A 24271-nucleotide genomic window follows, 5' to 3' on the forward strand; every position below is an offset into this window, starting at 1 on the left:
GCTTAACAGATTCGCATTATGCCCCAAATTTTTACCTGAGCACATATAATTATAATAGAAATAAAGAGTATTTTAAAGAGACATTAGTAAAATAGTAGAAAAAACTTTACTGACTAGGCTATTTACTATAAAATTACTTAAAGAAGAAATACTTAAAATAAGATTAAGGGGGCACGATTAATGAATGTTAATATGAAAAATGTTAAAATCTCAGGCATTAGAAAATTTTATAATGAAGTACAAAAAGTCGATGGAGCTATTTCATTAACATTAGGTCAGCCGGATTTTGAATTACCAAAAGCAATAAAAGATGGACTAATTAAAGCTATTAATGAAAATAAAACAACATATACAAGTAATTTAGGTATAGATGAATTAAGAAATGAAATAAGTAAATATTTAAATACAAAGGATATTTCATATAATGCAAATGAAATATGCATTACTGTTGGTGGAAGTGAGGCATTATTTAACATATTTACAGCATTAATTAATAAAAATGATAAAGTTTTAATACCGACACCGGCTTATCCAGCTTATGAAAGTATAGTTGCTATTTTAGGTGGTGAAGTAGTTAATTATTCTTTAGATGAGCAATTTAATATAAATATAGATGATATAGAAAATAAAATAAAAGATATGAATATAAAATATTTAGTATTATCATTGCCTAGTAATCCAACCGGTGCAGTATTATCTAAAGAGGAAAAAGAAAAACTGGTAAGAGTTATTAAAGATAACGATGTTATTGTTATTACTGATGAGATTTATGAAGCATTATGTTATGAAGAATATTATAGTGTAGCACAATGCAAAGAAATTAAAGAAAAGATAATTTATGTTGGTGGATTTTCTAAAATGTTTTCTATGACAGGATTAAGAGTTGGGTATTATGCATGTAGCGAATATTTAATGAATGAAATAATTAAAGTACATCAATATAATGTTTCATGTGCACCATCAATTTGTCAATGGGCAGTATATGATGGATTTAAATATGGATTAAATGATGTAAAATATATGAAGCGTATTTTTAGCAAAAGAAAAGATTTTGTAGTTAATAGATTAAAAGAAATAGGATTAGATGTAGTTATTCCAAAGGGAGCATTTTATGTATTTCCTTCAATTAAAAAGTACAATATGTCATCTGAAGAATTTGCATTAAGACTTTTACATGAAGAAAAAGTGGCTTGTGTACCAGGTACAGCATTTGGTAATGGTGGAGAAGGGTATTTAAGATTATCTTATTGTTACTCTGATGAAGAACTAAATGAATCGTTAAATAGGTTAGAAAAATTTATTAAAAAGCTTTAGAGCATATTAGCAATAATATTTAAAAGATATAGGTTTTGTTAAACATTATATATGTAGACCTATGTCTTTTTTGTTTTATTATAAAGTATTTATTAAATGTATAAGTATATTAATGTAAAAAAATACAATAAATATTTAAAAATGTCCGTCATAGGTGGTATAAAAAAAAGAAAATGTTTGTTTCTGTTTTAAAATTTGAAATCAAAATAGTTAATAATTTATTAATAGAATTTCCAATGAAAAAAGTGTAATAATATATGTTATAATGGATAAATTGGCTAAAATAGTAAATGTAAACGTTGTCTAAATGGTGAAAACTTGTTTATCATATTGCAAAAAAATATGCAGTAAATTTAATAATATATTAATTTAAATAGAAAATATTTAACGATGTATTTTGACAAATATTATAAATGTATTATAATTAATATAAATTGTTAACATTTAACTTTTAAAAAATTTGGATGGGGGTTGTACACAAATGCTAAAGTATATTGGAAAAAGAATTTTAACTAGTATAGTTACAATTTGGGCAGTAATAACAATTGTGTTCTTTCTTGTAAGAATTATGCCAGGAGGACCTTTTGAAGGCGAAAAAATTACTGCAGAAATGAAAGAAGTATTAAATGAAAAGTATGGATTAGATAAACCTATGGGAGAACAATATGTTATCTATATGAAAGGTTTATTAAAAGGTGATTTTGGACAATCAATGAAATATAAAGGTAGACAAGTTATTGATACAATAAAAAATGGTTTTCCAAAATCAGCACAAGTCGGAGCAGTTGCTATTGTTGCATCTGTAGTTGTTGGTATTTTACTTGGGGTTGTTGCAGCATTAAATGCAGATAAATGGCCTGATAGGATATGTATGATAATTGCCACTCTGGGAATTACGATACCGAGTTTTGTTATCGGATCATTATTGATATTTGTATTTACAGTAAAATTAAAAGTATTAGGAGCTACAGGTATTAGCAAACCTGAAAATTATATAATGCCTGTTATAGCATTATCAGGAAGTTCTATGGCATTTATAACTAGATTAACAAGAAATAAGTTAATTGATGTATTAAAATCAGATTATATTAGAACTGCAAAAGCTAAAGGGTTAAGTGGTGGAAAAATTATATTTAAACATGCATTAAGAAATTCACTAATTCCAGTAGTAACATATTTAGGACCTTTAACTGCAGGGGTACTTACAGGTTCATTCGTAGTTGAAAAGATATTTGCTATTCCAGGATTAGGGAATGAGTTTACGTTAACAATAACAAATAGAGACTATACAGCTTTATTAGGGGTTTTAGCTTTCTATTGTACATTTATAGTAATTTGTAATTTAATTGTTGATTTATTATATGTTGTAGTAGATCCAAGAATTAAACTTGAAGCATAAAAGGGGGAGAGATAATGAAAAACGTAGTGGCAGAAAATTTAGATTTAAACATTGATAGCGATTTATTTTCTCCTTTAAGTACTGAAGAGAAAAAAGCTGATGATGTTATAAGACCAAGCGTAGGTTATTGGGCAAATGCTTGGAGAAGATTAAAACAAAATAAAGTTGCATTATTTTCATTAGTAATGATTATAGTAATTATTATATTTGCAATATTTGGACCAATATTAATTGAAAAGTTATATGGATTTACTTATAAATCTACAGATAAAACTGCTTCAAATTTATGGCCAAATGCACAACACTGGTTTGGAACAGATAATTTAGGTAGAGATTTATTTGTAAGAGTTATGTATGGTGCAAGATATTCATTAATTATTGCTTTTGCAGCATCAGTTTTAAACCTTGTAATTGGGGTTTTATACGGTGGTATTGCAGGTTTCTTAGGTGGAAAAGTTGATAATATAATGATGAGAATTGTAGACGTCTTATATTCAATTCCTACATTAATATATGTAGTATTATTAATGAACGTTTTAAAGAAAGATGGATCTAGTGGTATGTTTGCAATTATTGTTGCAATGGCTATTTCATCTTGGGTTGGTATGGCTAGAATAGTTAGAGGAGATATCCTTCAACTTAAACAGCAAGAATTTGTTTTAGCAGCTAAAACATTAGGTGCATCTAAAACAAGAATATTATTAAGACATTTAATTCCTAACTGTTTAGGTTCAATCATAGTAACAATGACATTATTTGTACCTTCAGCTATATTTACTGAAGCATTCCTAAGTTACATAGGTTTAGGGTTAAACGCTCCACTTGCTTCTTTAGGAACATTAGCAAATGATGCAAAGGGATTATTAACAACTCAACCTTATCAATTATTATTCCCGGCTGCTATGATTTGTTTAATCATTTTAGCATTTAACTTATTTGGTGATGGATTAACTGAAGCTTTAGATCCAAAGCATCAAAAATAGGAGGAGAAACATATGAGTAAATTATTAGAAGTTAAAAACTTAAAAACATCATTTAAGACTCATATTGGAGATGTACAATCTGTAAGAGGAGTATCATTTCATTTAGAAAAAGGGGAAGCTCTTGGAGTTGTTGGTGAATCAGGATGTGGTAAGTCAGTAACAATGATGACAATAATGAGGCTTTTAGGAGCAAATGCAAAAATAGATGCTGAAAGAATTTTCTTTGATGATAAAGATATAACAAAACCTACTGAAAAATTGATGCAAACAATAAGAGGAAATGATATGTCTATGATTTTCCAAGATCCAATGACATCATTAAACCCTTTATTCACAGTAGGAGATCAATTAACTGAACATTTAATAAAGCATAAAAAGATATCTAAAAAAGAAGCTAATGAAAAAGCTATTAAAATGCTTGATATGGTAGGAATTCCTAGTCCAGAAAAAAGATTAAAGCAATATCCACATGAATTTTCAGGTGGTATGAGACAAAGAGTTATGATTGCAATGAGCTTAATTTGTGAACCTAAGCTTATTATTGCAGATGAACCTACTACGGCACTTGATGTTACAATACAAGCACAAATATTAGATTTAATGAAAGATTTAAAAAGCAAGTTAGATACATCAATAATATTAATAACACATGACTTAGGAGTAGTTGCTGATCTTTGTTCAAGAATTAATGTTATGTATGGTGGACTTATTGTTGAAGAAGGAACTACTGAGGATATATTCTATAGAGGAAAACATCCTTATACATGGGGACTTTTAAGAAGTGTTCCAAATCCAAAGAGCGAATTAAAAGAAAAATTAATTCCTATTGAAGGACAACCACCAGATTTATTAAAACCACCTGTTGGATGTCCGTTTACTGCAAGATGTGATTATGCTATGAAAATATGTAAAGAAAAACAACCACCACTATTTGAAGTAGGAGAAGGTCACAGAGCAGCATGTTGGTTATGTCATGAAAATGCACCAAAAGTTGAATCACCAATAAGGGGGGAAGAATAATGGAAAATAAAAATGACGTTATTTTAGAGGTTAAAAACCTTTGTAAATACTTCCCTGCAAACAAAGGATTATTTTCAAAGAAGAGCTTTGTTAAGGCAGTAGATAATGTTTCTTTTACAATTAAAAGGGGAGAAACTTTAGGGTTAGTAGGAGAATCAGGATGTGGTAAAACTACTACTGGAAGAACTATTTTAAAGTTATATGAACCAACTTCAGGTCAAATAATTTTTAATGGACAAGATATTACAGGTTTAAGTGAAAAGAAGATGGTATCTTTAAGAAAAAATATGCAAATGATTTTCCAAGATCCATATGCATCACTTAATCCAAGAATGACTGTTGGAGATATTATCGGTGAAGCCATTGATATTCATGGGTTATTTAAAGGAAAAGAAAGAGAAGATAGAATTAGATATTTATTAGATAAAGTAGGTTTAAATGGTAGTCACATTAATAGATATGCTCATGAATTCTCAGGTGGACAAAGACAAAGAATTGGTATAGCAAGAGCATTAGCAGTTCAACCAGATTTCATAGTGTGTGATGAACCAATATCAGCACTTGACGTTTCTATTCAAGCTCAAGTTATAAATATGCTTGAAGAATTACAAGAAGAATTTGGATTAACTTATTTATTTATAGCACATGACCTTTCAATGGTTAAACATATATCAACTCATATTGGAGTTATGTATTTAGGGCAAATGGTAGAAAAAGGTCCAGCAGATGATGTTTATATGAATCCAAAACATCCTTATACTAAAGCACTTTTATCAGCAGTTCCAATACCTGATCCTAAGGTAGCAAAGGCTAATAAAAGAATAGTTTTAGAAGGAGATATTCCATCACCAATAGATCCTCCACCAGGTTGTAGATTTAAAGGTAGATGTAAAGATGCAATGAAGGTATGTTCTGAAATTAATCCAGAATTAAAAGAAGTTGAACCAGGACATTTTGTTGCTTGTCATTTATATAAATAATTAATTAGACTGATTAAATTATAATTTAATCAGTCATACAAAAGTTATCACATTGCAGAAATGCAATTTAGATAAAGAAAAACAAGGGGGAAAATTTCAATGAAAAGTTCAAAACTTAAAAAGTTATGTGCAGTTGTATTAGCTGCAACATTAGCTACTTCTTTATTTATTGGTTGTGGCGATAGCTCATCTAATAGTGGAAGTAGTTCTTCTAACCAACAATTGGTATTTAATTTAGGTGAGGATCCAGAAACAATGGACCCAACATTAAACAATTCTTCAGGTGCTGGAACTATGATTTTAAACGCATTTGAAGGATTAATGGTACTTGATGAAAATGATCAACCAGTAGAAGGTACAGCTGAAAGTATGGAAGTTTCTGAAGATGGATTAGTATATACTTTCAAAATAAGAGAAGATGCTAAATGGTCTGATGGAGAAGCTGTAACAGCAGATAACTTTAAGTACTCTTGGTTAAGAGCATTAAATAAAGAAACAGCTGCTGAATATGCTTATCAATTATTCTACATTAAAAATGCAGAAAAGTTTTATAATGGAGAAGCAACAGCAGAAGAAGTTGGAATTAACGTAATTGATGAAAAAACATTAGAAGTTACATTAGAAACTCCAACTGCATACTTCCCACAATTATTAGCATTTACAACATATGTTCCTTTAAGAGAAGATATAGTTTCTGCTAATCCAGAAGGATGGGCAACTAACCCTGAAACTTATGTTTCAAATGGTCCATTTAAATTAGTACAATGGGATATGAAAGATCAATTAGTTTTTGAAAAAAATGAAAACTATTGGGATAAAGACAGTGTTAAATTAGAATCTTTAACTTTTAAATTAGTTACAGATGATACTACTGCATACTCAGAATTAAAAGCTGGAAACTTTGATATGGTTAACTCTGTACCAACAAATGAAATTGAACCAGGTATAGAAGAAGGGTTAGTTCATGTTAACCCTAAATTAGGAAACTATTACTTTGCAATCAATGTTGGTAAGCAAGATACTTTAAGTGAAGATGTTAAAGAAGTTTTAAACAATAAATTAGTTAGACAAGCTTTAAATCTTGCTATTGATAGACAAGAAATAATTGATAACGTTGGTAAAGCAGAACAAATTCCTGCATATAGCTTTGTTCCACAAGGTATTACAGATGAAAATGGTAATGATTTTGCATCAAAAGAATATTATGATCCATCAGATATGGAAGGAAATATAGCAAAAGCAAAAGAATTATTAAAAGAAGCTGGTTACGAAAATGGTAATGGGATTCCAACTATAGAATTAATGTACAATTCAGAAGGTGCTCATAAAGATATATGCCAAATCATCCAACAAAACTGGGAAGAAATTGGTGTAAATGTTGAATTAACAAACCAAGAATGGGCTGTATTCTTAAATACTAGACAACAAGGTGATTATCAAATTGCAAGACATGGATGGATTGGGGATTATATAGATCCAATGACATTCTTAGATTTATGGGTTACAGGTGGAGGAAACAACGATTGCGGATTTAGCAACGCTAGATATGATGAATTAATTGCTGCTGCAAAAGTTGAAACAGATTCTGCAAAGAGACTTGAAATGTTAAGAGAAGCTGAAGATATATTAATGGATGAAATGCCAATATTACCAATCTATTACTATACAACAGTAACAGCTGCAAACGAAAATGTTAAAGGTGTTAGAATTTCTACATTAGGAAAAATTTCTTTCAAATATGCATATAAAGAATAATTAATCAAAGAGAGTCAAATATGACTCTCTTTTTAATTTCCAGCAGGATTGTAATGATTGCTAGAAACTCCTTCTCTTTTTACAGACTTATGTTTTAAATTTGGATTATGATTATGACCTTCTTCAGTAATTGGAGTTTGATAATTGCATTTTTCCATTCTAGCAACTTTATTATCAGGTTGACTATCTTTTGGCATAATAAAATTCCTCCTAAATATCAATATATAATTTACAAGCTTAGTATATACAAAAGTAATAAGAAATATATATCCAAATCTTTCATAGCAATTTAAAAGCAAAATAAAAAGAGCTACTTTTGTAGCTCTTTTCTATAAACCTAAAACATCATCCATATTGTATAGTCCAGCTTCTGATACTGTAGCCATATACTCACATGCTTTTAAAGCACCGATAGCAAATACATCTCTTGAAATAGCTTTATGAGATAACTCAATAACTTCACCAGTTCCAGCAAATATTACATCATGATCTCCAACTATAGATCCACCTCTAACTGCATGAATTCCTATTTCATTTTTTTCTCTCTTTTTATGCCCATCTCTACCATGAACATAGTGAGTTTCTTCTGAAATTGATTCTTTTATAGTATCAGCTAAAAGTAATGCAGTACCACTTGGAGAATCTAATTTTTGATTGTGATGTTTTTCAATTATTTCAATATCATAATTTCCATATAATAAAGGAGTAACTTTTCTTAATAATGAGTTAATAAGGTTAATACCTAAAGACATATTAGCTGATTTAAATAAAGGTAAAGTTTTACTTTTTTCATTTATTAAATTTAAATCATCTTGATTGTAACCAGTAGAGCAAATTACTAAAGGTTTTTTTGTTCTTTCTGTTAATTCTAATAATTTGTGTAAAGTGCTAATGTTAGAAAAATCTAAAAGAACATCATATTCTATATTAACATCATCTGGTGTAGTGAATACAGGATATTTTTCCTCCTTAGGAAATTTATCAATACCAGCAACAATTTCTAAATTAGGAAATTCACTTACTAAATTAGTAATAACAGTTCCCATTTTTCCACAACATCCACTTAATAGTACTTTAACCATAAAATATACTCCTTCTATACTAATTTGTGTCTCTTTAGTGTATTAACTAAAGTTTCTTGATTTTTGTCATTCATTTTATAAAGAGGCAATCTTAATTCGCCAACATTCATTCCCATAATATTCATAGCTGTTTTTACAGGGATTGGATTTGTTTCAATAAATAAATCGTTAATTAAATCTAAATATTCTAATTGTAAAGCTGTTGCTTTAGAACAATCACCTTCTAAATAATATTTACACATATCATGAATAGTTTTCGGAACGATATTAGCTGCAACAGAAATTACGCCAACTCCGCCTAGTGACATTATTGGAACTACTTGGTCATCGTTGCCTGAATAAATATCAATTTTGCCACCACATAAAGCTTTCATTTTAGCTATTTGACTTAAGTTTCCGCTAGCTTCTTTTATTGCTACAACATTATTAAGCTCTGTAAGTTTTAATAATGTCTCAGCTGTAATGTTCATATTAGTTCTACTTGGAACATTATAAAGTATTATTGGAGTCTTTACAGCATCGTTAATTGCTTTGAAATGCATAAATAATCCTTCAGCATTTGTTTTATTATAATATGGTGTAATAACAAGTAAACCATCAACACCAACACTTTCTGCATAAAGACTCATTTCTATAGAAGTTCTGGTATTATTTCCACCAGTACCAGCAATAACAGGGATTCGTTTATTTACAGTATCAACTGTGAATTTAATAGCATCTTTCTTTTCTTTTTCTGTCATTGTAGTTGCTTCGCCTGTTGTACCACAAACGATAATAGCATCAGTAGATTCCTTTATATGCCATTCAAGTAATTCTCTGAATTTCTCAAAATCTATACCATTTTCATTAAAAGGTGTAATTATAGCTACACCTGAGCCTTTAAAAATTGACATTATATTCCTCCTAAAGCCAGTTATTATTAATTAATACTTCGGCAATTTGTACAGCATTTAATGCTGCTCCTTTTCTTATGTTATCTGCAACAACCCATAAATTCAATCCATTATCTATACTAAAATCACGTCTTATTCTACCAACGTAAACATCATCTTTTCCTGAGACTTCTAACGGTGTTGGATATTTAAGTTCGCTAACATTATCATAAACTGTTAATCCAGGTGTATTTTCAAATAATGTAAATATATCTTCTATTTCAAATGGATTATTTAATTCAACATTAATGCTTTCACTATGGCTATTTAAAACAGGGACTCTTACAGTTGTAGCAGTTATTCTTAAATTTTCATCGTGTAAAATCTTTCTTGTTTCGTTAATCATTTTTTCTTCTTCTTTAGTATAACCGTTATCTAAAAATACGTCTATGTGAGGAAGACAGTTACCAGCTATTGGGTATGGGAATTTTTTAGGAGCAACTCCATTTAAACCATCTTCTAAATCAGCTATACCTTGCATTCCTGCCCCTGAAACAGCTTGGTATGTTGAATACACAACTCTTTTTATTCCATACTTATCTAATAAAGCTTTTAATGGTACCATTGCTTGAATTGTAGAACAATTTGGGTTAGCAATAATTCCATTATGATTTTTTAAATCCTCAGGGTTAACTTCAGGAACAACTAAAGGAACGTTTTTGTCCATTCTCCAAGCACTTGAGTTATCTATAACAACTGCTCCATATGATGAGAAAATAGGAGCAAATTTTAAACTTGTATCTCCACCTGCTGAAAATAATGCAATGTCTATTTTCTTATTTTTGATATTTTCTTCACAAGTATTTTCTACTATATATTTTTGACCTTTAAATTCTAAATAAGATCCTGCTGATCTTTGAGAAGCAAAAAGATATAGATTTTTAATAGGGAAATTTCTTTCCTCTAATATTTCTAAAAATTTTCTACCTACATTACCAGTACTACCAACAATTGCAACATTGTACATTTTGGTTCCCCCTTTTTTACTCTTAATATTTGCATATATAAATTTAATAATAGAAAATATTCTGTCCAAATTTAGGAAGATTAAATTTACTATTAAAAAAACCTTGAGTTATCACTCAAGGTATACTGTACATATAAATACAAAAAATCCTTAAATGATAGCTCACCACATAAAAATGTGACAGAAATATGCATATTATACATACCCCCAGTTATATAGCTGTAAAGCTTAGGCTATATACTTCGGCGATAAATCCTTTCCTATTATTTTAACACGCTTAAATCCATAATAATACTCTTAAGTACCGCACCTCTATCTATTTATAAACTTATATGATTTAGATTATACCTTTTATATACAAAACTTTCAAGGAATATTTAGTAATTTATTCATATATACTTAATTTTATTATATGAATGTATTACAAAATTGTAACAGCGTATTTTGTATAAATATAAAAGATATAGGAGAAAATATTTTTATAAATTTTATATAGGGGGAATTTTCATGAGTAAAACACCATTAAAGAAGATAATAAAGTCAAAAATTAAGACTAATAAAGAACTTACACCACAAGAAAAAATGCGTGAAAAGATAAAATATGAAATCGCAGAAGAATTAGGCTTAAGTGAAAAAGTAGATGAGTGTGGATGGGGAGGATTAACTGCTGAAGAAACAGGTAGAATAGGTGGAATTATGACAAAAAGAAAAAAAGAATTAAAGTTACCAACTAATGATCAGATTTTAGGAAGAAAATAATGGATTGACTTAATATTTAGTATCATAGTAATATAAAACATAGAAATTTATTTTTTTGTATTATAATTTACATTATTATAAGATTTTCTCACAATTTAATGAAGTGAGGGGGGATATTATGGCTTATGGAGAATTTGCAAAGATATATGATGAATTAATAAATGAAGATATAAATTATGATGAAATGGTAGATTGTATATTAAGAATTTGTAATGAAAATAATATAGAATTTAATGATTATTTAGATATAGCATGTGGTACAGGTAATGTTACAGTAAGAATAGCAAAACATTTTAAAAATATTTACGGAGTAGATTTATCTGAAGATATGCTTAGAGAGGCTTTTGATAAGTTAAAAAGTGAACGTATTAAAGGTAAGATAATCTGTCAAGACATGACCGAGCTTTCTTTAAATAGAAAGTTTGATTTAATTACTTCGGTATTAGATTCTACAAATTATGTAACAGATATAGAGGGTTTAAAAAACTATTTTAAAGGTGTATATGAACATTTAAAAGATGACGGATTATTTATATTTGATGTTAATTCGTATTATAAATTATCAGAGATACTAGGTAATAATATTTATACATATAGTGAGGAAGATGTTTTTTATACTTGGGAAAATGTTTTTGAAGATGACTTATTATCTATGTTTTTAACTTTCTTTGTTAAAAAGGGAGAATTATATGAAAGATTTGAAGAAGAACATCTTGAAAGGGCTTATAAAGAGTCTCAGTTAGAAAGTATCTTAGAAGAGTTAGATTTTAAGCTTATTAATAAATTTGATGGATATTCTAATGATAATGTACAAGCAAATAGTGAGAGAATAGTATATGTTGTAAAGAAAATTCAATAGTTGGAGGTCAAATATGAGCGATAAAATAATTAGAGCAGTAGCTAAAGATGGAATGGTAAGAATAATTGCAGGAACAACTACTAATTTAGTAGAAGATGCAAGAGTTATACATGAATGTACGCCAGTAGCTTCAGCAGCATTAGGGAGAATGTTAACAGCAGGGGCCTTATTAGGAGCTACATTAAAGTCTGAAAATGAAGTAATGACTTTAAGAATAAATGGTGGCGGAGATGCGGAAGGAGTAGTTGTAACTGCTTATGAAGGTGCTAAAGTAAAGGGGTATATTGGAAATCCTTATGGTGATTTACCGTTAAATGCAAATGGAAAGCTTGATGTTGGTGGATATGTAGGTAAAAATGGAACACTTATGGTTATTAAAGATTTAGGCATGAAAGATCCATATGTTGGTCAAGTACCAATACATTCTGGTGAAATTGCTGAAGATTTAGCATATTATTTCACTGTTTCTGAACAAACACCATCAGCTGTTTCATTAGGAGTTTTAGTAGATAAGGATTATTCTATTAAGGTAGCTGGTGGATTCATAATTCAAATGTTACCAGGAGCAGATGAATTTTTAGCTGATATAATAACTTATAGATTAGAGGAAATTCCTTCTTTAACAACAATGTTAGATGAAGGAAAGAGCATGGATGATATACTAGAGTATATTTTCGGAGACATGGACTTAAAAATACTTGAAGAAGTGACTCCAGAATTTTACTGTAACTGCTCAAGAGAAAAGGTAGAAAAAGCTTTAATTTCTATTGGAGAAAAAGATTTAAGAGAAATATATGAAGATGGAAAAAATGAAGAATTAAAATGTCATTTCTGCAATAAGACATATGTATTTACTAAAGAAGAAATAGGAGAACTATTATCAAAAATTAGTAAATAGTTAAAAAATAAAACCAAGTATTTTAATACTTGGTTTTATTTTTTTAATTAAAGAGTTATAGCTTATGGTTATTTATGATTATATAGTTAAAAAGGCGCCACCCAGATTTGAACTGGGGAATAAAGGTTTTGCAGACCTCTGCCTTACCACTTGGCTATAGCGCCAAATTACTTATAATTAAATATATGCAAATTTATATAAAATATTCATAAAATAAAATTAATTAGCATTTATAAAATATAAATAATAATCAACAATTTAATGATACAGACGTATTATATAAGAGATTATAAAACTAATAAACTTCCCCTATCGAAAAGTTTACTATTTCTTAGATATAATGGCTTTATATCATATTTATATAGAAACTCTTTAACCATCGTTCCAAAAGCATAGTGTTCTAATGAGCCAAAGAAGGCCATGCAATCATCTGAAATCATACCTCCAACACCACCGATAAATCCATAGTTTAACCCAGGAAGTTCAATATCTCCAAATGGAATCAGCAATACATCAAAGTTTTCTTTAACTAAAGCTTTATGTATTCCAGCATCATTAGTTATGATGGCATCTTCCCTTATAGGCAATATGGAGCATTTAGAATATCCTTGTTTAATATTTATATGCTTTTTGTTCTTACAATAGTTTAAGAGTTCTTTATCGCTGTACTTTAAGTTATGAATTAAATAATTTTCAGTAATATAGGCATTTAGCAATACGTTATTTGGATATTTTTCATGTAACGAAGAAAAGCTATTTATGTATTTAATACCTTTTTCATCTAATAATTTTTTAAAGTCATTATTAATATCTTTATTTATAATTATGGTCTTATTTTTTTTGCTTAAAATATTTAATTGTATATCAACATGACCGTCAATAGCTGAATAAAGATTATTAGCACGAGGAACTTTAATTACATCATAATTCATATTTTTTAGTGAATTAATTTCATCTAATGAGGTTCTATAATCAACAAAACTTATCATTATTTTTCTCCTTGATATAAATGTATTTATTATAAGATATAAAATATTCATAAAAAAATCAATATTTTATAATAAGTGTACACTCAACTTAGTATATAGAAAAAAATTTAATACATACTAATATTAAGAAAGGAGTGAAATCCATGCTTGTGATGAAGATAGTGCATAATGATGAAATAGATTTAGTCCACGAATTACAAGAGTTAAGAGAAATACTAAAAAAGAAAAATATAACTATAGGTCTTGTGGAAAGTGGAGAGGGAAGTTCGCATTTGATAAAAGTTATGTGCAATGAAGAGTGTTATAATGAGAAAATAAAAAGAATGATATATTTATATATAAGTAATATTTTATATAATATAGTAATTGAAAAATATAGAGAAAAAGAACTTTTTAATTTTTTGACAGAAACCTATTTCTTCTTAAAGCAAGAAGAAATATTAGAAGTTGAAGAAATGATTATGAAGGTTTTGAGAAGCGAAGAAAATTTAAAAGATGAAAAAATGATTTTCTGTATTAGCAAAATAAATTCAATAATTGAAAAGATTAAAACTTGTCTTGAAGAAAATGAAGAAATTAACATTAAAGGATTTATTACATTTAGAATGAAAGAATTGAGAGAGGATATAGAAGAAATTATAGACAAAGTAGTTGAGGAGTACATGGTAGAAAAGGAATATAAAGAGTTTGTAAAATTATTAAAATACTTTGTCGATATACAGGAAAGTAAAATAGAAAAAATCAACATTTATATCCACGAAGGTGGAGGATATGAATTAAAAGATGGATATGGTAATGACATTTTTAATGAATTTATGAAAGAATTATCAGAGTGCAAAATTGATACTGAAGCTAAAATAGAAGATATTATTATTAGTGGTTTAATAACTAATGCACCAAAGCAAGTAATTATACATCATAAAGAAAATTGCTTAAATGCAGAATTTATAGAAACAATAGTAAATGTATTCGGTGATAGAGTTTTTTATTGTACAGGATGTACAAATTGTAAAACATCAAAATTAAAAGTATAAAAGTAAAAAGTATAAAATTGAAAATTTAGGGTTGTATTATTTTATAAACAACCCTTTTATCATTTAAAAATAAATTTAATAAAAAAGAAAATATATAGCTTAATAAATTTAATGTTATTTAAATTTATTATTTATTTAACATAAGATAATTTAAGTAATAACTAAATATTTTATAAATACTATAAGCAGATTATTGAGAAAATCTTAAATACTATAAAATTTACCGTGGAATTACTATGAAAAGTTAATTAAAGATGGTAAAATACATGGTGAACTTTTAAATAATAAAAAGAAAAAAATAGAACAAAATAATATTATGATTCTTATCATTAGGAGGTGAAGTAATGAAATGGAATTTTAAAAGTAATATAAAATTAAAAGGAGTGCAAATATTAGCTTTAGGCTTTATAATAGTAATTTTAGTGGGAGCAATTTTACTTACTCTTCCCATTTCTAGTGTTAGCGGAGAAAGTACAGATTTTTTAGATGCATTATTCACTTCAACATCAGCAGTATGTGTTACTGGATTAGTTGTAGTGGATACAGGAAGCTATTGGAGTATGTTTGGACAAACGGTAATTATGATTCTTATAGAGATTGGTGGACTTGGATTCATGTCTTTTACTACTTTAATTGCAATTCTTTTAGGGAAAAAAATTACTTTGAGAGAAAGGCTAATTCTACAAGATGCTATGAATACCTTTAATATTCAAGGACTAGTAAAAATGGTTAGATATGTTTTAGTATTTACTATTTCAGTACAATTCTTTGGTGCATTATTATTATCAACTCAATTTGTACCTCAATTTGGCCCAGGAAAAGGGGTTTTTTATAGTATTTTTCATTCGATTTCAGCTTTTTGTAATGCTGGATTTGATGTTTTGGGAAAAGGAAATAGCTTAATGTCTTTCAATAATAATATAGTAATAATGATGGTTATTTCTATATTAATAATTATAGGTGGATTAGGTTTTACTGTTTGGAGTGAGCTATATACTTGTAAAAGTATAAAACGTGTTTCAATTCATTCAAAAATGGTTATTTTAATGACTACTGTATTAGTTTTAGGTGGAGCAATATTAATGTTTTTATTTGAACATAATAATTCAAACACTATTGCAGATATGTCATTTATTGATAAATTAATGAATTCCTTATTTGCTTCTATTACACCGAGAACAGCTGGATTTAACAGTATTTCTACAGAAGGAATGAGCACAGCTGGACAGTTTTTAACTATAATTTTAATGTTTATTGGTGGTTCGCCTGGTTCTACTGCAGGTGGTGTAAAAACTACTACAATAGGAGTTTTAATTGTAACTGTAATTTCAGTAATAAAAGGAAGAGAAGATTCTGAAGTATTTCAAAGAAGATTTAGTAAAGATTTAGTATATAAAGCATTTACATTATTATTTGTTGCATTTACTTTAGTTATTGTTGTCACTATGCTATTATCATATACAGAAAAAGGTGCAAGCTTTATAGCATTATTTTATGAAACAGTTTCAGCAATGGGAACAGCAGGTTTAACTTTAGGTTTGACACCAGAATTAAGTAGTGTAGGAAGAGTTCTAATAATAATGATGATGTATTTAGGAAGAGTGGGTCCTTTAACAGTTGTATTATCTATAACAAAGAAAAAGGTAAACTCTGGTATTAAATATCCAGAAGGAAAAATTTTAATAGGTTAGGGGAATAAAGATGGCAAATACTAAACAATTTGTAGTTATAGGATTAGGTAGATTTGGAGAATCAGTTGCTAAAACTTTATATTCACTAGGACATGATGTTTTAGCAATTGATATGGATGAAGATTCAGTACAAGAAATATCAGATAGTGTTACACATGCAGTACAAATGGATGCAACTGATGAAAATGCATTAAGAACATTAGGATTAAGAAACTTTGATGTTGCTGTAGTAACTATTGGATCAAATATTCAAGCTAGCGTAATGATTACTTTATTAGTTAAGGAACTGGGTGTAAAATATATAATTGCAAAAGGTCAAAGTGACTTACATGCAAAAGTATTATATAAAATTGGAGCTGATAGAGTAGTATTACCTGAAAAAGATATGGGAGTAAGAGTTGCTCATAACTTAGTATCAGCAAGTATTTTAGATTTTATAGAATTATCTCCAGATTATAGTATTATGGAATTAAGAGTACTAAATGAATGGGATGGTAAAACTTTAAAAGAGTTAAAACTTAGAAGTAGCTATGGAATAAATATTATGGCTATAAAGAAAGGTGAAAATATTGATATTTCACCAAAAGCAGAAGAGGTATTATCATCTGATGATATTATAGTAGCAATAGGATCAGCGGATGATTTAAGCAATTTAGAAGATATGTTAGTAAAGAGAAAATAAGAGGTGTAATGTTGGTAGTTATTGAAAGTAAAGACAATGCATTATTTAAGAATACAAGAAAGTTAAAAGAAAGGAAATATAGAACTAAAGAAAATAAATATATAATAGAGGGATTTAGATTAGTTCAAGAAGCATTTAAAGCTAAATGTAGTATTGAGTATTTAATTGTAAATGAACATGGTAAAGATAAAATAAATGATTATTTACAAGAATATGTGGATAATATTAAGATATATGAATTAAAAAATGAATTATTTACACAATTAGTTTCTACAGAAAATACTCAGGGAATTATAGCAGTAGTAAATATAAATAATTCTATTAAAGATATAAAGGGTGATTTTTATTTATTATGTGATAAGGTTCAAGACCCAGGAAATTTAGGAACTATTATTAGAACAGCGCATGCTGCAGGAGTTAATGCAATAATATTAACAAAAGGGACTGTAGATATATATAACGATAAGACAATAAGATCTACTATGGGTTCGATATTTTATGTACCTATTATTTACGATAATGATTTAAGCTTTTTAAAGAATCTTAAAGATGAAGGTTTTAGTTTAGTGGCAACATCACTAGAAGAATCAAAAAACTTTTTTGATGAAGATTTAAGTGGAAAAGTAATTTTATCAGTTGGAAATGAAGGTAACGGGATAAGTGATGAAATATTTGACTTGGCTGATAAAAAAGTTAAGATTCCAATGCCTGGTGGAGCAGAATCTTTAAATGTAGGAGTTGCAACTTCAATTATTTTATTCGAAAAAGTAAGACAAAAACTTTGTAAAAATTAATTTAAAACTGGGTATTGAAAAAAATCTTGGTTATTTGTATAATAAATTGTAAATAAATATTTAAAGACTGTGAATGAGAAAGTAAATTTGAGAAAGTGTTCAGGGAGAAAAGATCATAGACTGCAAGTCTTTTTACATGGACTCTTATTGAAGTTCCCTCAGGAGTCCTAACTGTGAAGTAATAGTAGTAGTTAGCGGTTGAAGCCGTTATTTAATTAAGATGGATATGAAATTATTTTTCATATCAATTAGGGTGGTAACGCGGATATTCCGTCCCTTTGTGGGGCAGGGTATCCTTTTTTTATGGGAAAATTTATAAAAGTATTTAAGTTTTTATAAATAAATGAAGATATTAAAAATAAATACGCCCATTAAAATTTTATTAAAGTAAGAAGGGAGAACAAACAATGCAAGAAAAATTATTAGCAATTAAAGAAGCTGCTTTTAATGAAATATCTGCTGCTGAAAATAGCGGAGCATTAGAAGAAATAAGAGTTAAATACCTTGGTAAAAAAGGTGAGCTTACTACAATATTAAGAGGTATGGGTTCATTAACACCAGAAGAAAGACCAATAGTTGGTAAATTAGTTAATGAGGCTAAAAGTGAAGTTGAAGCAAAATTAGAAGAGGTTGGAACTGCAATCAAAACTAAAGAAAAAAATGCTAAACTTGCAAGTGAAGTAATTGATATATCTCTTCCAGGGAAGAAGCAAGTTATAGGAAAGAGACATCCTCTTGATTTAACATTAGAAAGAATGAAAGAAATATTTATTTCAATGGGATTCAGTATAGAAGATGGTCCAGAAGTTGAGCTTGATCATTATAATTTTGAAGCTTTAAACATACCAAAGGATCATCCAGCAAGAAGTGAACAAGATACTTTCTATATTAATGATAATATAGTTTTAAGAACTCAAACTTCACCAATTCAAATTAGAACAATGGAAAATCAAGAGCCACCTATAAAGATGATATCTCCAGGGAAGGTATATAGATCAGATGCTGTAGATGCTACACATTCACCAATATTCTACCAAATGGAAGGTTTAGTAATTGATAAGGGAGTTACTTTTGCAGATTTAAAAGGAACTTTAGAGTTATTTGCTAAAAAGATGTTTGGGGATAAGGTTGTAACTAAGTTTAGACCACATCACTTCCCATTTACTGAACCATCAGCTGAAATGGATGCAACTTGTTTCGTTTGTGAAGGAAAAGGATGTAGAGTTTGTAAAGGAAGCGGATGGATTGAAATTTTAGGTTGTGGAATGGTTCACCCTAACGTTTTAAGAAACTGTGGAATTGATCCTGAAGTATATAGTGGATTTGCTTTTGGATTTGGTGTAGATAGAATGGTTATGCTTAAGTATGGAATTGATGATATAAGAGCATTATACGAAAGTGATATGAGATTTTTAAATCAATTTTAATTAGGAGGTAAAGTAATATGAAAGTACCATATAATTGGTTAAAGGACTACGCTGAAGTTAACGTAGATCCACATACATTAGGAGATAAATTAACTCTTTCAGGCTCAGCTTTAGAAGAGGTTATAATACAAGGGGATAACATAAAAAATGTTGTTACAGGTAAAATTACAAAAATAGAAAAGCACCCAGATGCTGATAGATTAAATATTTGTCAAGTTAATATAGGAGCAGATGAGGAAATACAAATAGTTACAGCTGCTACTAATATGAAGGAGCAAGACATAGTACCAGTTGCTCTACATAAGTCAATTTTAGCTGATGGAACTGAAATTAAAAAAGGTAAAATGAGAGGGGTAGTATCTAACGGTATGTTCTGTTCTGAAGAAGAACTTGGAATAGCTGGAGATGAACCGGTTCATGGATTAATGATTTTACCTGCTGATGCTCCATTAGGAATGGATATAAAAGAATACTTAGGGTTAAATAAGGCTATATTAGATTTTGAAATAACTTCTAATAGACCAGATTGCTTAAGTATGATTGGTATGGCAAGAGAAACTGCTGCAACTTTAAGAACATCGTATAAAATGCCAAACTTTAATTATGAAGCTAAATGTTCAGCTAATATTAATGATGAACTAAAAGTAGAAGTTAGAGATGAATTATGTAGAAGATACATGGCTAAAGGTGTAAAAAATGTTAAAGTTGAACCATCACCAGGATGGATGCAAGAAAGACTTTTAGAAGCAGGTGTTAGACCTATAAACAATATAGTTGATATAACTAACTTTGTTATGTTAGAGCTAGGTCAACCAATGCATGCATTTGATGCAAGACAAATAGAAAGTAAAACAATAGTTGTTGAAAGAGCTTTAGACGGAGAAAAGTTTACAACATTAGATGAAATAGAAAGAGAATTAGATTCAAGTATCTTAATGATTAAAGATGGTTCTAAGTCTGTGGCTGTAGCTGGAATAATGGGTGGATTAAATTCAGAAATTCAAGATGATACTACAGAAGTAATATTTGAATCTGCAAACTTTGAAGGAACTAACATAAGAGTTAGCTCTAAAAAGTTAAATTTAAGATCAGAAAGTTCTTCAAGATTTGATAAAGATATAGATCCAAATTTAGCTAAACTTGCAATAGATAGAGCATGTGCCTTAATTTGTGAATTAGGCTGTGGTGAAGTTATGGAAGGAACTATTGACGTTTATAATAATGTTAAGGAAGAAGGTTCTATAACTGTAGATTCTAATTGGATAAACAAATTCCTAGGAACAGAAATTTCTAAAGAAGAAATGAAAGAAGCTTTAGATTCTTTAGATTTAAAGACGGAATTAAATGGTGATGATTTAGTAATAACTATTCCAACATTTAGAATAGATATTGCTATAAAAGAAGACATTGCTGAAGAAGTTGCAAGAATTTATGGATATGATAAGATTCCTACAACTATATTTAAAGTTTCAACTGAAAGAGAACCAAAGCATAAAAATGAATTATTAAATGATAAGGTAATTGAAATAATGGTTGGTAGTGGTATCAATCAATCTATTAGTTATTCATTTGTATCTCCTAAGGTATTTGATAAAGTAAATATACCTGCAGATAGTGAATTAAGAAATGTAGTTAAAATCAAGAATCCATTAGGTGAAGATTATAGTGTTATGAGAACAACTACTTTACCTTCAATTATGGAATCTTTAGGAAGAAACTATTCAAGAAACAATGACTATGTAAGATTATTTGAAATTGGAAGAACTTATATTCCAAATGAAGATGAAACTAAATTACCAACTGAAAAGAATATTTTAACTATTGGTATTTATGGTAATTGTGATTATTTAGATCTTAAGGGAATAGTTGAAAATGTAGTTGATGGATTAGGAATAGCTAAGGCTAAATATGTTAGAGAAAGCGAAAACCCAAGCTATCATCCAGGTAAAACAGCTGCACTTATGGCAAGAAATAAAAAAGCAGGTGTATTTGGAGAAGTTCATCCAGATGTAATTGAAAACTATGGAATAGATGTTGATTGTTATGTTGCAGAGCTTGATTTAGATGCTTTATTTGAAGCTTCAAATATGAATAAATCATATAAGGCACTTCCAAAATTCCCAGCAGTTACAAGAGATATAGCTTTATTATGTGATGATTCTATATTAGTTGCTGAAATAGAAGAAACTATAAGAAAAGCTGGTGGAAACTTAGTAGAAAAAGTTCAATTATTCGATATCTATAAGGGAGCACAAATTCCAGAAGGTAAAAAATCAATAGCTTATGCAATTGCATATAGAGATGAAAAGAAAACTTTAGAGGATAAAGATATAGCTAAAGTTCATGATAAAATTCTTAAAGCATTAGAGCATAAATTAGGTGCTGTTTTAAGATAATTATTAAAGTATAAAAAGGAAGCTGAATTTTCAGCTTCCTTTAAATTATTATTAATGATTTTTTTAATAGATATAGAGGATAATATGAAAGTTTTGACTTTCTTAATCCAGGACAACCACAATCTTCTTCCCTATTAATATATTTCGTATTTTTAAAATTCTTATTTATAAATTCTCTGTTTATAAATGCATATATGCCTTTATAATTTATATCACAACGTTCAATGTGGATGATGGCTGTATCATTTAATATTTCACCAATTGAAAATCCAACAAGATTATTATTTACATAAACTGCAATACTTTTTAAATTTAAATAGTTTAGGTTATGAAGTAAATTAGTTATTTCTACTGTTTCACAACGTAATTCTTCACAAAGCTTATATTTGTTTTCATGCCACTTTTCTATTAAAGCTAAACAATCTTGAATGATTTTTTCATCATCTATCGATTTTATAATATAATTATAAGATTTTATAAATGAATTATAGTGATTTTTCTTTTGATGATACTTTTTCCCAGACAAATTTAACAATTCATCAGTTGAATATACATATTCAAAGTTGTCTCTGTTTTGGATTGTTTTGAAAGGAAAACTTGTATATTTTTTTAGGACATTAATAAAATTATCTTCAATATCCCCAAATAGATAAATAGTGTCGGTTGGGCTTAAGCTTTTTAAAGTTAATATTAAGTCTTCTAATTTATTTTTATCATAGCCAATAGGCATCATAAAAAAAGTTCCATCTTCTGTTTCCTTTTTTATTATTAAGCAATCATTTATGATAGAATATTGTGTTTTGCAAAAATCTTTCCATAAATAAAGTGTTACAAAAGAATATTCATAAGATTTATTATCTATTTTGCACAAATATTTCTCAAATAAATCTTTATCTTCTAAATTTATGCTTTTAAAGTTTTCCAATTTACCATCTCCTCTTAATAAGGAAGAAAATAGTATATATATTATTTTATTTTTGTAATTAAAAGATGTGTATGTTAATACTTGATTAACAAAATTTTAGGAATTTAATTTGGCTATAAGAATATAATTCAATGAATAATAAATTTATATAAAGGGTTAGGTAGAAGATGAAGTTACAAAATTTGATTTTAAACTTGTCAAAAGATGATATATTAAAGTTAATATCACTTCAAGATAAAACTATAGTTAAATCATTAGAATTAGGTGATCAAATAAAGATAAGTGGAATTTATAAGTTAATGGGATTAAATGTTGATTTCAATGGAATTATGAGTATTAGCAGTTTTAAAAATAATGTCATATATATTACCATTAATGAATTTAAAATTTCTAATAAAACATCAAGTAATCCATTAGTTAAAGGTTCGATTGCATTACTAACAAAATCTATAAATGATATTGAAGGAATGACTTTAAAAAATAAAGTGCTTACAATTGATATAGAAAAAATAGTACAAGCTTATTGTACAGATACTTATGGAATAAAACTTGATAAATTAGATATAAATACTTTAAATACTAAAAATGGATCATTAGAGTTTGGAATAAATGTTTTAGATTTAAATTTAAAGAATTTGAGCGTACCTAAATAATTAGTAAGATAGGATTATATTTTTTATTAGAATTACTAAATGTTAATGATAATGAGAAATATAATCTTTTTTTATTAACAATAAGGTTTATAATATCTTTATGAATAGTAAAACATATGTTATTATTACCATGTAAACAATTTAATTATAAGGTTAAGGAAAAATTTATGAGAATGAATGAATTATTGAATGAAAATCCTATTATAGCAGCAGTTAAGGATTTTGATTCACTTCAAGAGGCATTAGAATCAAATATAAATATAATATTTATATTATTTGGAGATATATTATCAGTAAGTGAAATAAGTAAAAAAATTAGAGATAAAAATAAAATTGGTATTTTACATATTGATTTAGTTGAAGGACTTTCTAGTAAGGAAGTTTCAATTAAGTTTATAAAAAATAATACTTATTTTAATGGAATAATAAGTACAAAAGCAAATGTAATTAAATCTGCAAAGCTACATGGCTTGATTGCAATTCAAAGGTTTTTTATTTTTGATACAATTTCACTTAATAATAGCAAAAGTCATATTATTTCGGAATGTGATGCTATTGAAATATTACCAGGTGTTATACCAAAGGTAATAAAGAAAATAGAAAATTGTACTAATAAACCTATTGTTGTTGGAGGGCTAATTGATAATAAAGAAGATGTTATATCAGCACTAAGTGCAGGTGCAACAAGTGTATCAAGTAGCAAGAATAGTATTTGGAAAGTTTAATTAAGTA

The 24271-nt window shown here is 28.0% G+C and carries 23 protein-coding genes, 1 tRNA gene, 1 riboswitch and 1 other annotated feature; of the genes, 17 read left to right on the forward strand and 7 right to left on the reverse strand.

Annotated features, from left to right (window positions below):
* Positions 1 to 180 precede the first annotated feature (180 nt).
* From TY07_RS13885 to TY07_RS13910, 6 genes are all read left to right on the forward strand, one after another.
* Positions 181 to 1314, forward strand: a complete 1134-nt coding sequence (locus TY07_RS13885; protein ID WP_042401235.1) for a pyridoxal phosphate-dependent aminotransferase — start codon at positions 181 to 183, stop codon at positions 1312 to 1314.
* Between the two features lie 481 nt (positions 1315 to 1795).
* On the forward strand, positions 1796 to 2713 hold the full coding sequence (locus tag TY07_RS13890; protein WP_042401238.1) for an ABC transporter permease: 918 nt from the start codon (positions 1796 to 1798) through the stop codon (positions 2711 to 2713).
* Between the two features lie 14 nt (positions 2714 to 2727).
* A complete protein-coding gene (locus TY07_RS13895) occupies positions 2728 to 3696 on the forward strand; it encodes an ABC transporter permease (protein WP_042401243.1) in 969 nt (322 codons plus the stop codon).
* 12 nt (positions 3697 to 3708) lie between these two features.
* Positions 3709 to 4716 (forward strand): ABC transporter ATP-binding protein, encoded by a 1008-nt coding sequence (locus tag TY07_RS13900; protein WP_042401246.1) that lies wholly within the window; start codon positions 3709 to 3711, stop codon positions 4714 to 4716.
* Positions 4716 to 5696 carry an ABC transporter ATP-binding protein gene (locus TY07_RS13905; protein WP_042401249.1) on the forward strand — a complete coding sequence of 327 codons (981 nt, stop codon included), beginning with the start codon at positions 4716 to 4718 and terminating at the stop codon, positions 5694 to 5696. The genes TY07_RS13900 and TY07_RS13905 overlap by 1 nt, the downstream gene beginning before the upstream one ends.
* Positions 5697 to 5795: 99 nt before the next feature.
* Complete coding sequence (locus TY07_RS13910) at positions 5796 to 7451, forward strand: peptide ABC transporter substrate-binding protein (RefSeq protein WP_042401260.1); 1656 nt, start codon at positions 5796 to 5798, stop codon at positions 7449 to 7451.
* Between the two features lie 32 nt (positions 7452 to 7483).
* On the opposite strand, the gene TY07_RS18400 is transcribed toward TY07_RS13910, so the two are convergent.
* From TY07_RS18400 to TY07_RS13925, 4 genes are all read right to left on the reverse strand, one after another.
* On the reverse strand, positions 7484 to 7648 hold the full coding sequence (locus TY07_RS18400) for a hypothetical protein (protein ID WP_172676180.1): 165 nt from the start codon (positions 7646 to 7648) through the stop codon (positions 7484 to 7486).
* A gap of 132 nt (positions 7649 to 7780) precedes the next feature.
* Positions 7781 to 8533 carry a 4-hydroxy-tetrahydrodipicolinate reductase gene (gene dapB / locus TY07_RS13915; protein WP_042401274.1) on the reverse strand — a complete coding sequence of 251 codons (753 nt, stop codon included), beginning with the start codon at positions 8531 to 8533 and terminating at the stop codon, positions 7781 to 7783.
* Positions 8534 to 8547: 14 nt separating this feature from the next.
* Positions 8548 to 9426, reverse strand: a complete 879-nt coding sequence (gene dapA / locus TY07_RS13920) for a 4-hydroxy-tetrahydrodipicolinate synthase (RefSeq protein WP_042401278.1) — start codon at positions 9424 to 9426, stop codon at positions 8548 to 8550.
* 10 nt (positions 9427 to 9436) lie between these two features.
* Positions 9437 to 10432: an aspartate-semialdehyde dehydrogenase gene (locus tag TY07_RS13925; RefSeq protein ID WP_042401281.1), complete on the reverse strand. Its 996-nt coding sequence runs from the start codon at positions 10430 to 10432 to the stop codon at positions 9437 to 9439.
* 150 nt (positions 10433 to 10582) lie between these two features.
* Positions 10583 to 10755, reverse strand: a riboswitch (Lysine riboswitch).
* 184 nt (positions 10756 to 10939) lie between these two features.
* On the opposite strand from TY07_RS13925, the gene TY07_RS13930 reads away from it, so the two are divergent.
* The 3 genes from TY07_RS13930 to hslO all read left to right on the forward strand — a co-directional run bounded on the left by TY07_RS13930 (position 10940) and on the right by hslO (position 12948).
* Positions 10940 to 11191, forward strand: coding sequence for an alpha/beta-type small acid-soluble spore protein (locus tag TY07_RS13930; RefSeq protein WP_042401284.1), 252 nt, complete (start codon positions 10940 to 10942; stop codon positions 11189 to 11191).
* Positions 11192 to 11309: 118 nt separating this feature from the next.
* Positions 11310 to 12050, forward strand: a complete 741-nt coding sequence (locus TY07_RS13935) for a class I SAM-dependent DNA methyltransferase (RefSeq protein WP_042401287.1) — start codon at positions 11310 to 11312, stop codon at positions 12048 to 12050.
* A 13-nt stretch (positions 12051 to 12063) separates the two neighbouring features.
* A complete protein-coding gene (gene hslO, locus TY07_RS13940) occupies positions 12064 to 12948 on the forward strand; it encodes an Hsp33 family molecular chaperone HslO (protein ID WP_042401290.1) in 885 nt (294 codons plus the stop codon).
* Between the two features lie 92 nt (positions 12949 to 13040).
* Here hslO and TY07_RS13945 read toward each other — a convergent pair.
* Together TY07_RS13945 and TY07_RS13950 are read right to left on the reverse strand one after the other, a co-directional pair.
* Positions 13041 to 13112, reverse strand: a tRNA-Cys gene (locus TY07_RS13945).
* Positions 13113 to 13235: 123 nt separating this feature from the next.
* Positions 13236 to 13937, reverse strand: a complete 702-nt coding sequence (locus TY07_RS13950; RefSeq protein WP_042401293.1) for a DUF6873 family GME fold protein — start codon at positions 13935 to 13937, stop codon at positions 13236 to 13238.
* A 143-nt stretch (positions 13938 to 14080) separates the two neighbouring features.
* Here TY07_RS13950 and ytxC point away from each other — a divergent pair, with 143 nt between their 5' ends.
* The 6 genes from ytxC to pheT all read left to right on the forward strand — a co-directional run bounded on the left by ytxC (position 14081) and on the right by pheT (position 21961).
* Complete coding sequence (ytxC, locus tag TY07_RS13955) at positions 14081 to 14971, forward strand: putative sporulation protein YtxC (protein ID WP_042401296.1); 891 nt, start codon at positions 14081 to 14083, stop codon at positions 14969 to 14971.
* A gap of 344 nt (positions 14972 to 15315) precedes the next feature.
* Positions 15316 to 16662 carry a TrkH family potassium uptake protein gene (locus TY07_RS13960; RefSeq protein WP_042401299.1) on the forward strand — a complete coding sequence of 449 codons (1347 nt, stop codon included), beginning with the start codon at positions 15316 to 15318 and terminating at the stop codon, positions 16660 to 16662.
* A gap of 10 nt (positions 16663 to 16672) precedes the next feature.
* Positions 16673 to 17344 (forward strand): potassium channel family protein, encoded by a 672-nt coding sequence (locus TY07_RS13965; protein ID WP_042401302.1) that lies wholly within the window; start codon positions 16673 to 16675, stop codon positions 17342 to 17344.
* 11 nt (positions 17345 to 17355) lie between these two features.
* The gene (locus TY07_RS13970) at positions 17356 to 18138 is read left to right on the forward strand and encodes a TrmH family RNA methyltransferase (RefSeq protein ID WP_042401306.1); all 783 of its coding nucleotides are present in this window, start codon (positions 17356 to 17358) and stop codon (positions 18136 to 18138) included.
* Positions 18139 to 18198: 60 nt separating this feature from the next.
* Positions 18199 to 18419, forward strand: a binding site (T-box leader).
* Between the two features lie 126 nt (positions 18420 to 18545).
* The gene (gene pheS, locus TY07_RS13975; RefSeq protein ID WP_042401310.1) at positions 18546 to 19565 is read left to right on the forward strand and encodes a phenylalanine--tRNA ligase subunit alpha; all 1020 of its coding nucleotides are present in this window, start codon (positions 18546 to 18548) and stop codon (positions 19563 to 19565) included.
* Positions 19566 to 19582: 17 nt separating this feature from the next.
* On the forward strand, positions 19583 to 21961 hold the full coding sequence (pheT, locus tag TY07_RS13980) for a phenylalanine--tRNA ligase subunit beta (protein WP_042401314.1): 2379 nt from the start codon (positions 19583 to 19585) through the stop codon (positions 21959 to 21961).
* A gap of 40 nt (positions 21962 to 22001) precedes the next feature.
* Here the strand turns inward: pheT and TY07_RS13985 are convergent, their stop codons facing one another.
* Complete coding sequence (locus TY07_RS13985) at positions 22002 to 22886, reverse strand: DUF2156 domain-containing protein (RefSeq protein ID WP_042401317.1); 885 nt, start codon at positions 22884 to 22886, stop codon at positions 22002 to 22004.
* A 194-nt stretch (positions 22887 to 23080) separates the two neighbouring features.
* Here TY07_RS13985 and TY07_RS13990 point away from each other — a divergent pair, with 194 nt between their 5' ends.
* Both TY07_RS13990 and TY07_RS13995 read left to right on the forward strand, forming a co-directional pair.
* Positions 23081 to 23539 carry a hypothetical protein gene (locus tag TY07_RS13990; RefSeq protein ID WP_156327478.1) on the forward strand — a complete coding sequence of 153 codons (459 nt, stop codon included), beginning with the start codon at positions 23081 to 23083 and terminating at the stop codon, positions 23537 to 23539.
* A 167-nt stretch (positions 23540 to 23706) separates the two neighbouring features.
* Positions 23707 to 24264, forward strand: a complete 558-nt coding sequence (locus tag TY07_RS13995) for a glycerol-3-phosphate responsive antiterminator (RefSeq protein ID WP_042401321.1) — start codon at positions 23707 to 23709, stop codon at positions 24262 to 24264.
* Positions 24265 to 24271 lie beyond the last annotated feature (7 nt).

The sequence above is a fragment of the Clostridium saudiense genome, from assembly GCF_000577815.1.
Classification (GTDB): domain Bacteria; phylum Bacillota; class Clostridia; order Clostridiales; family Clostridiaceae; genus Clostridium; species Clostridium saudiense.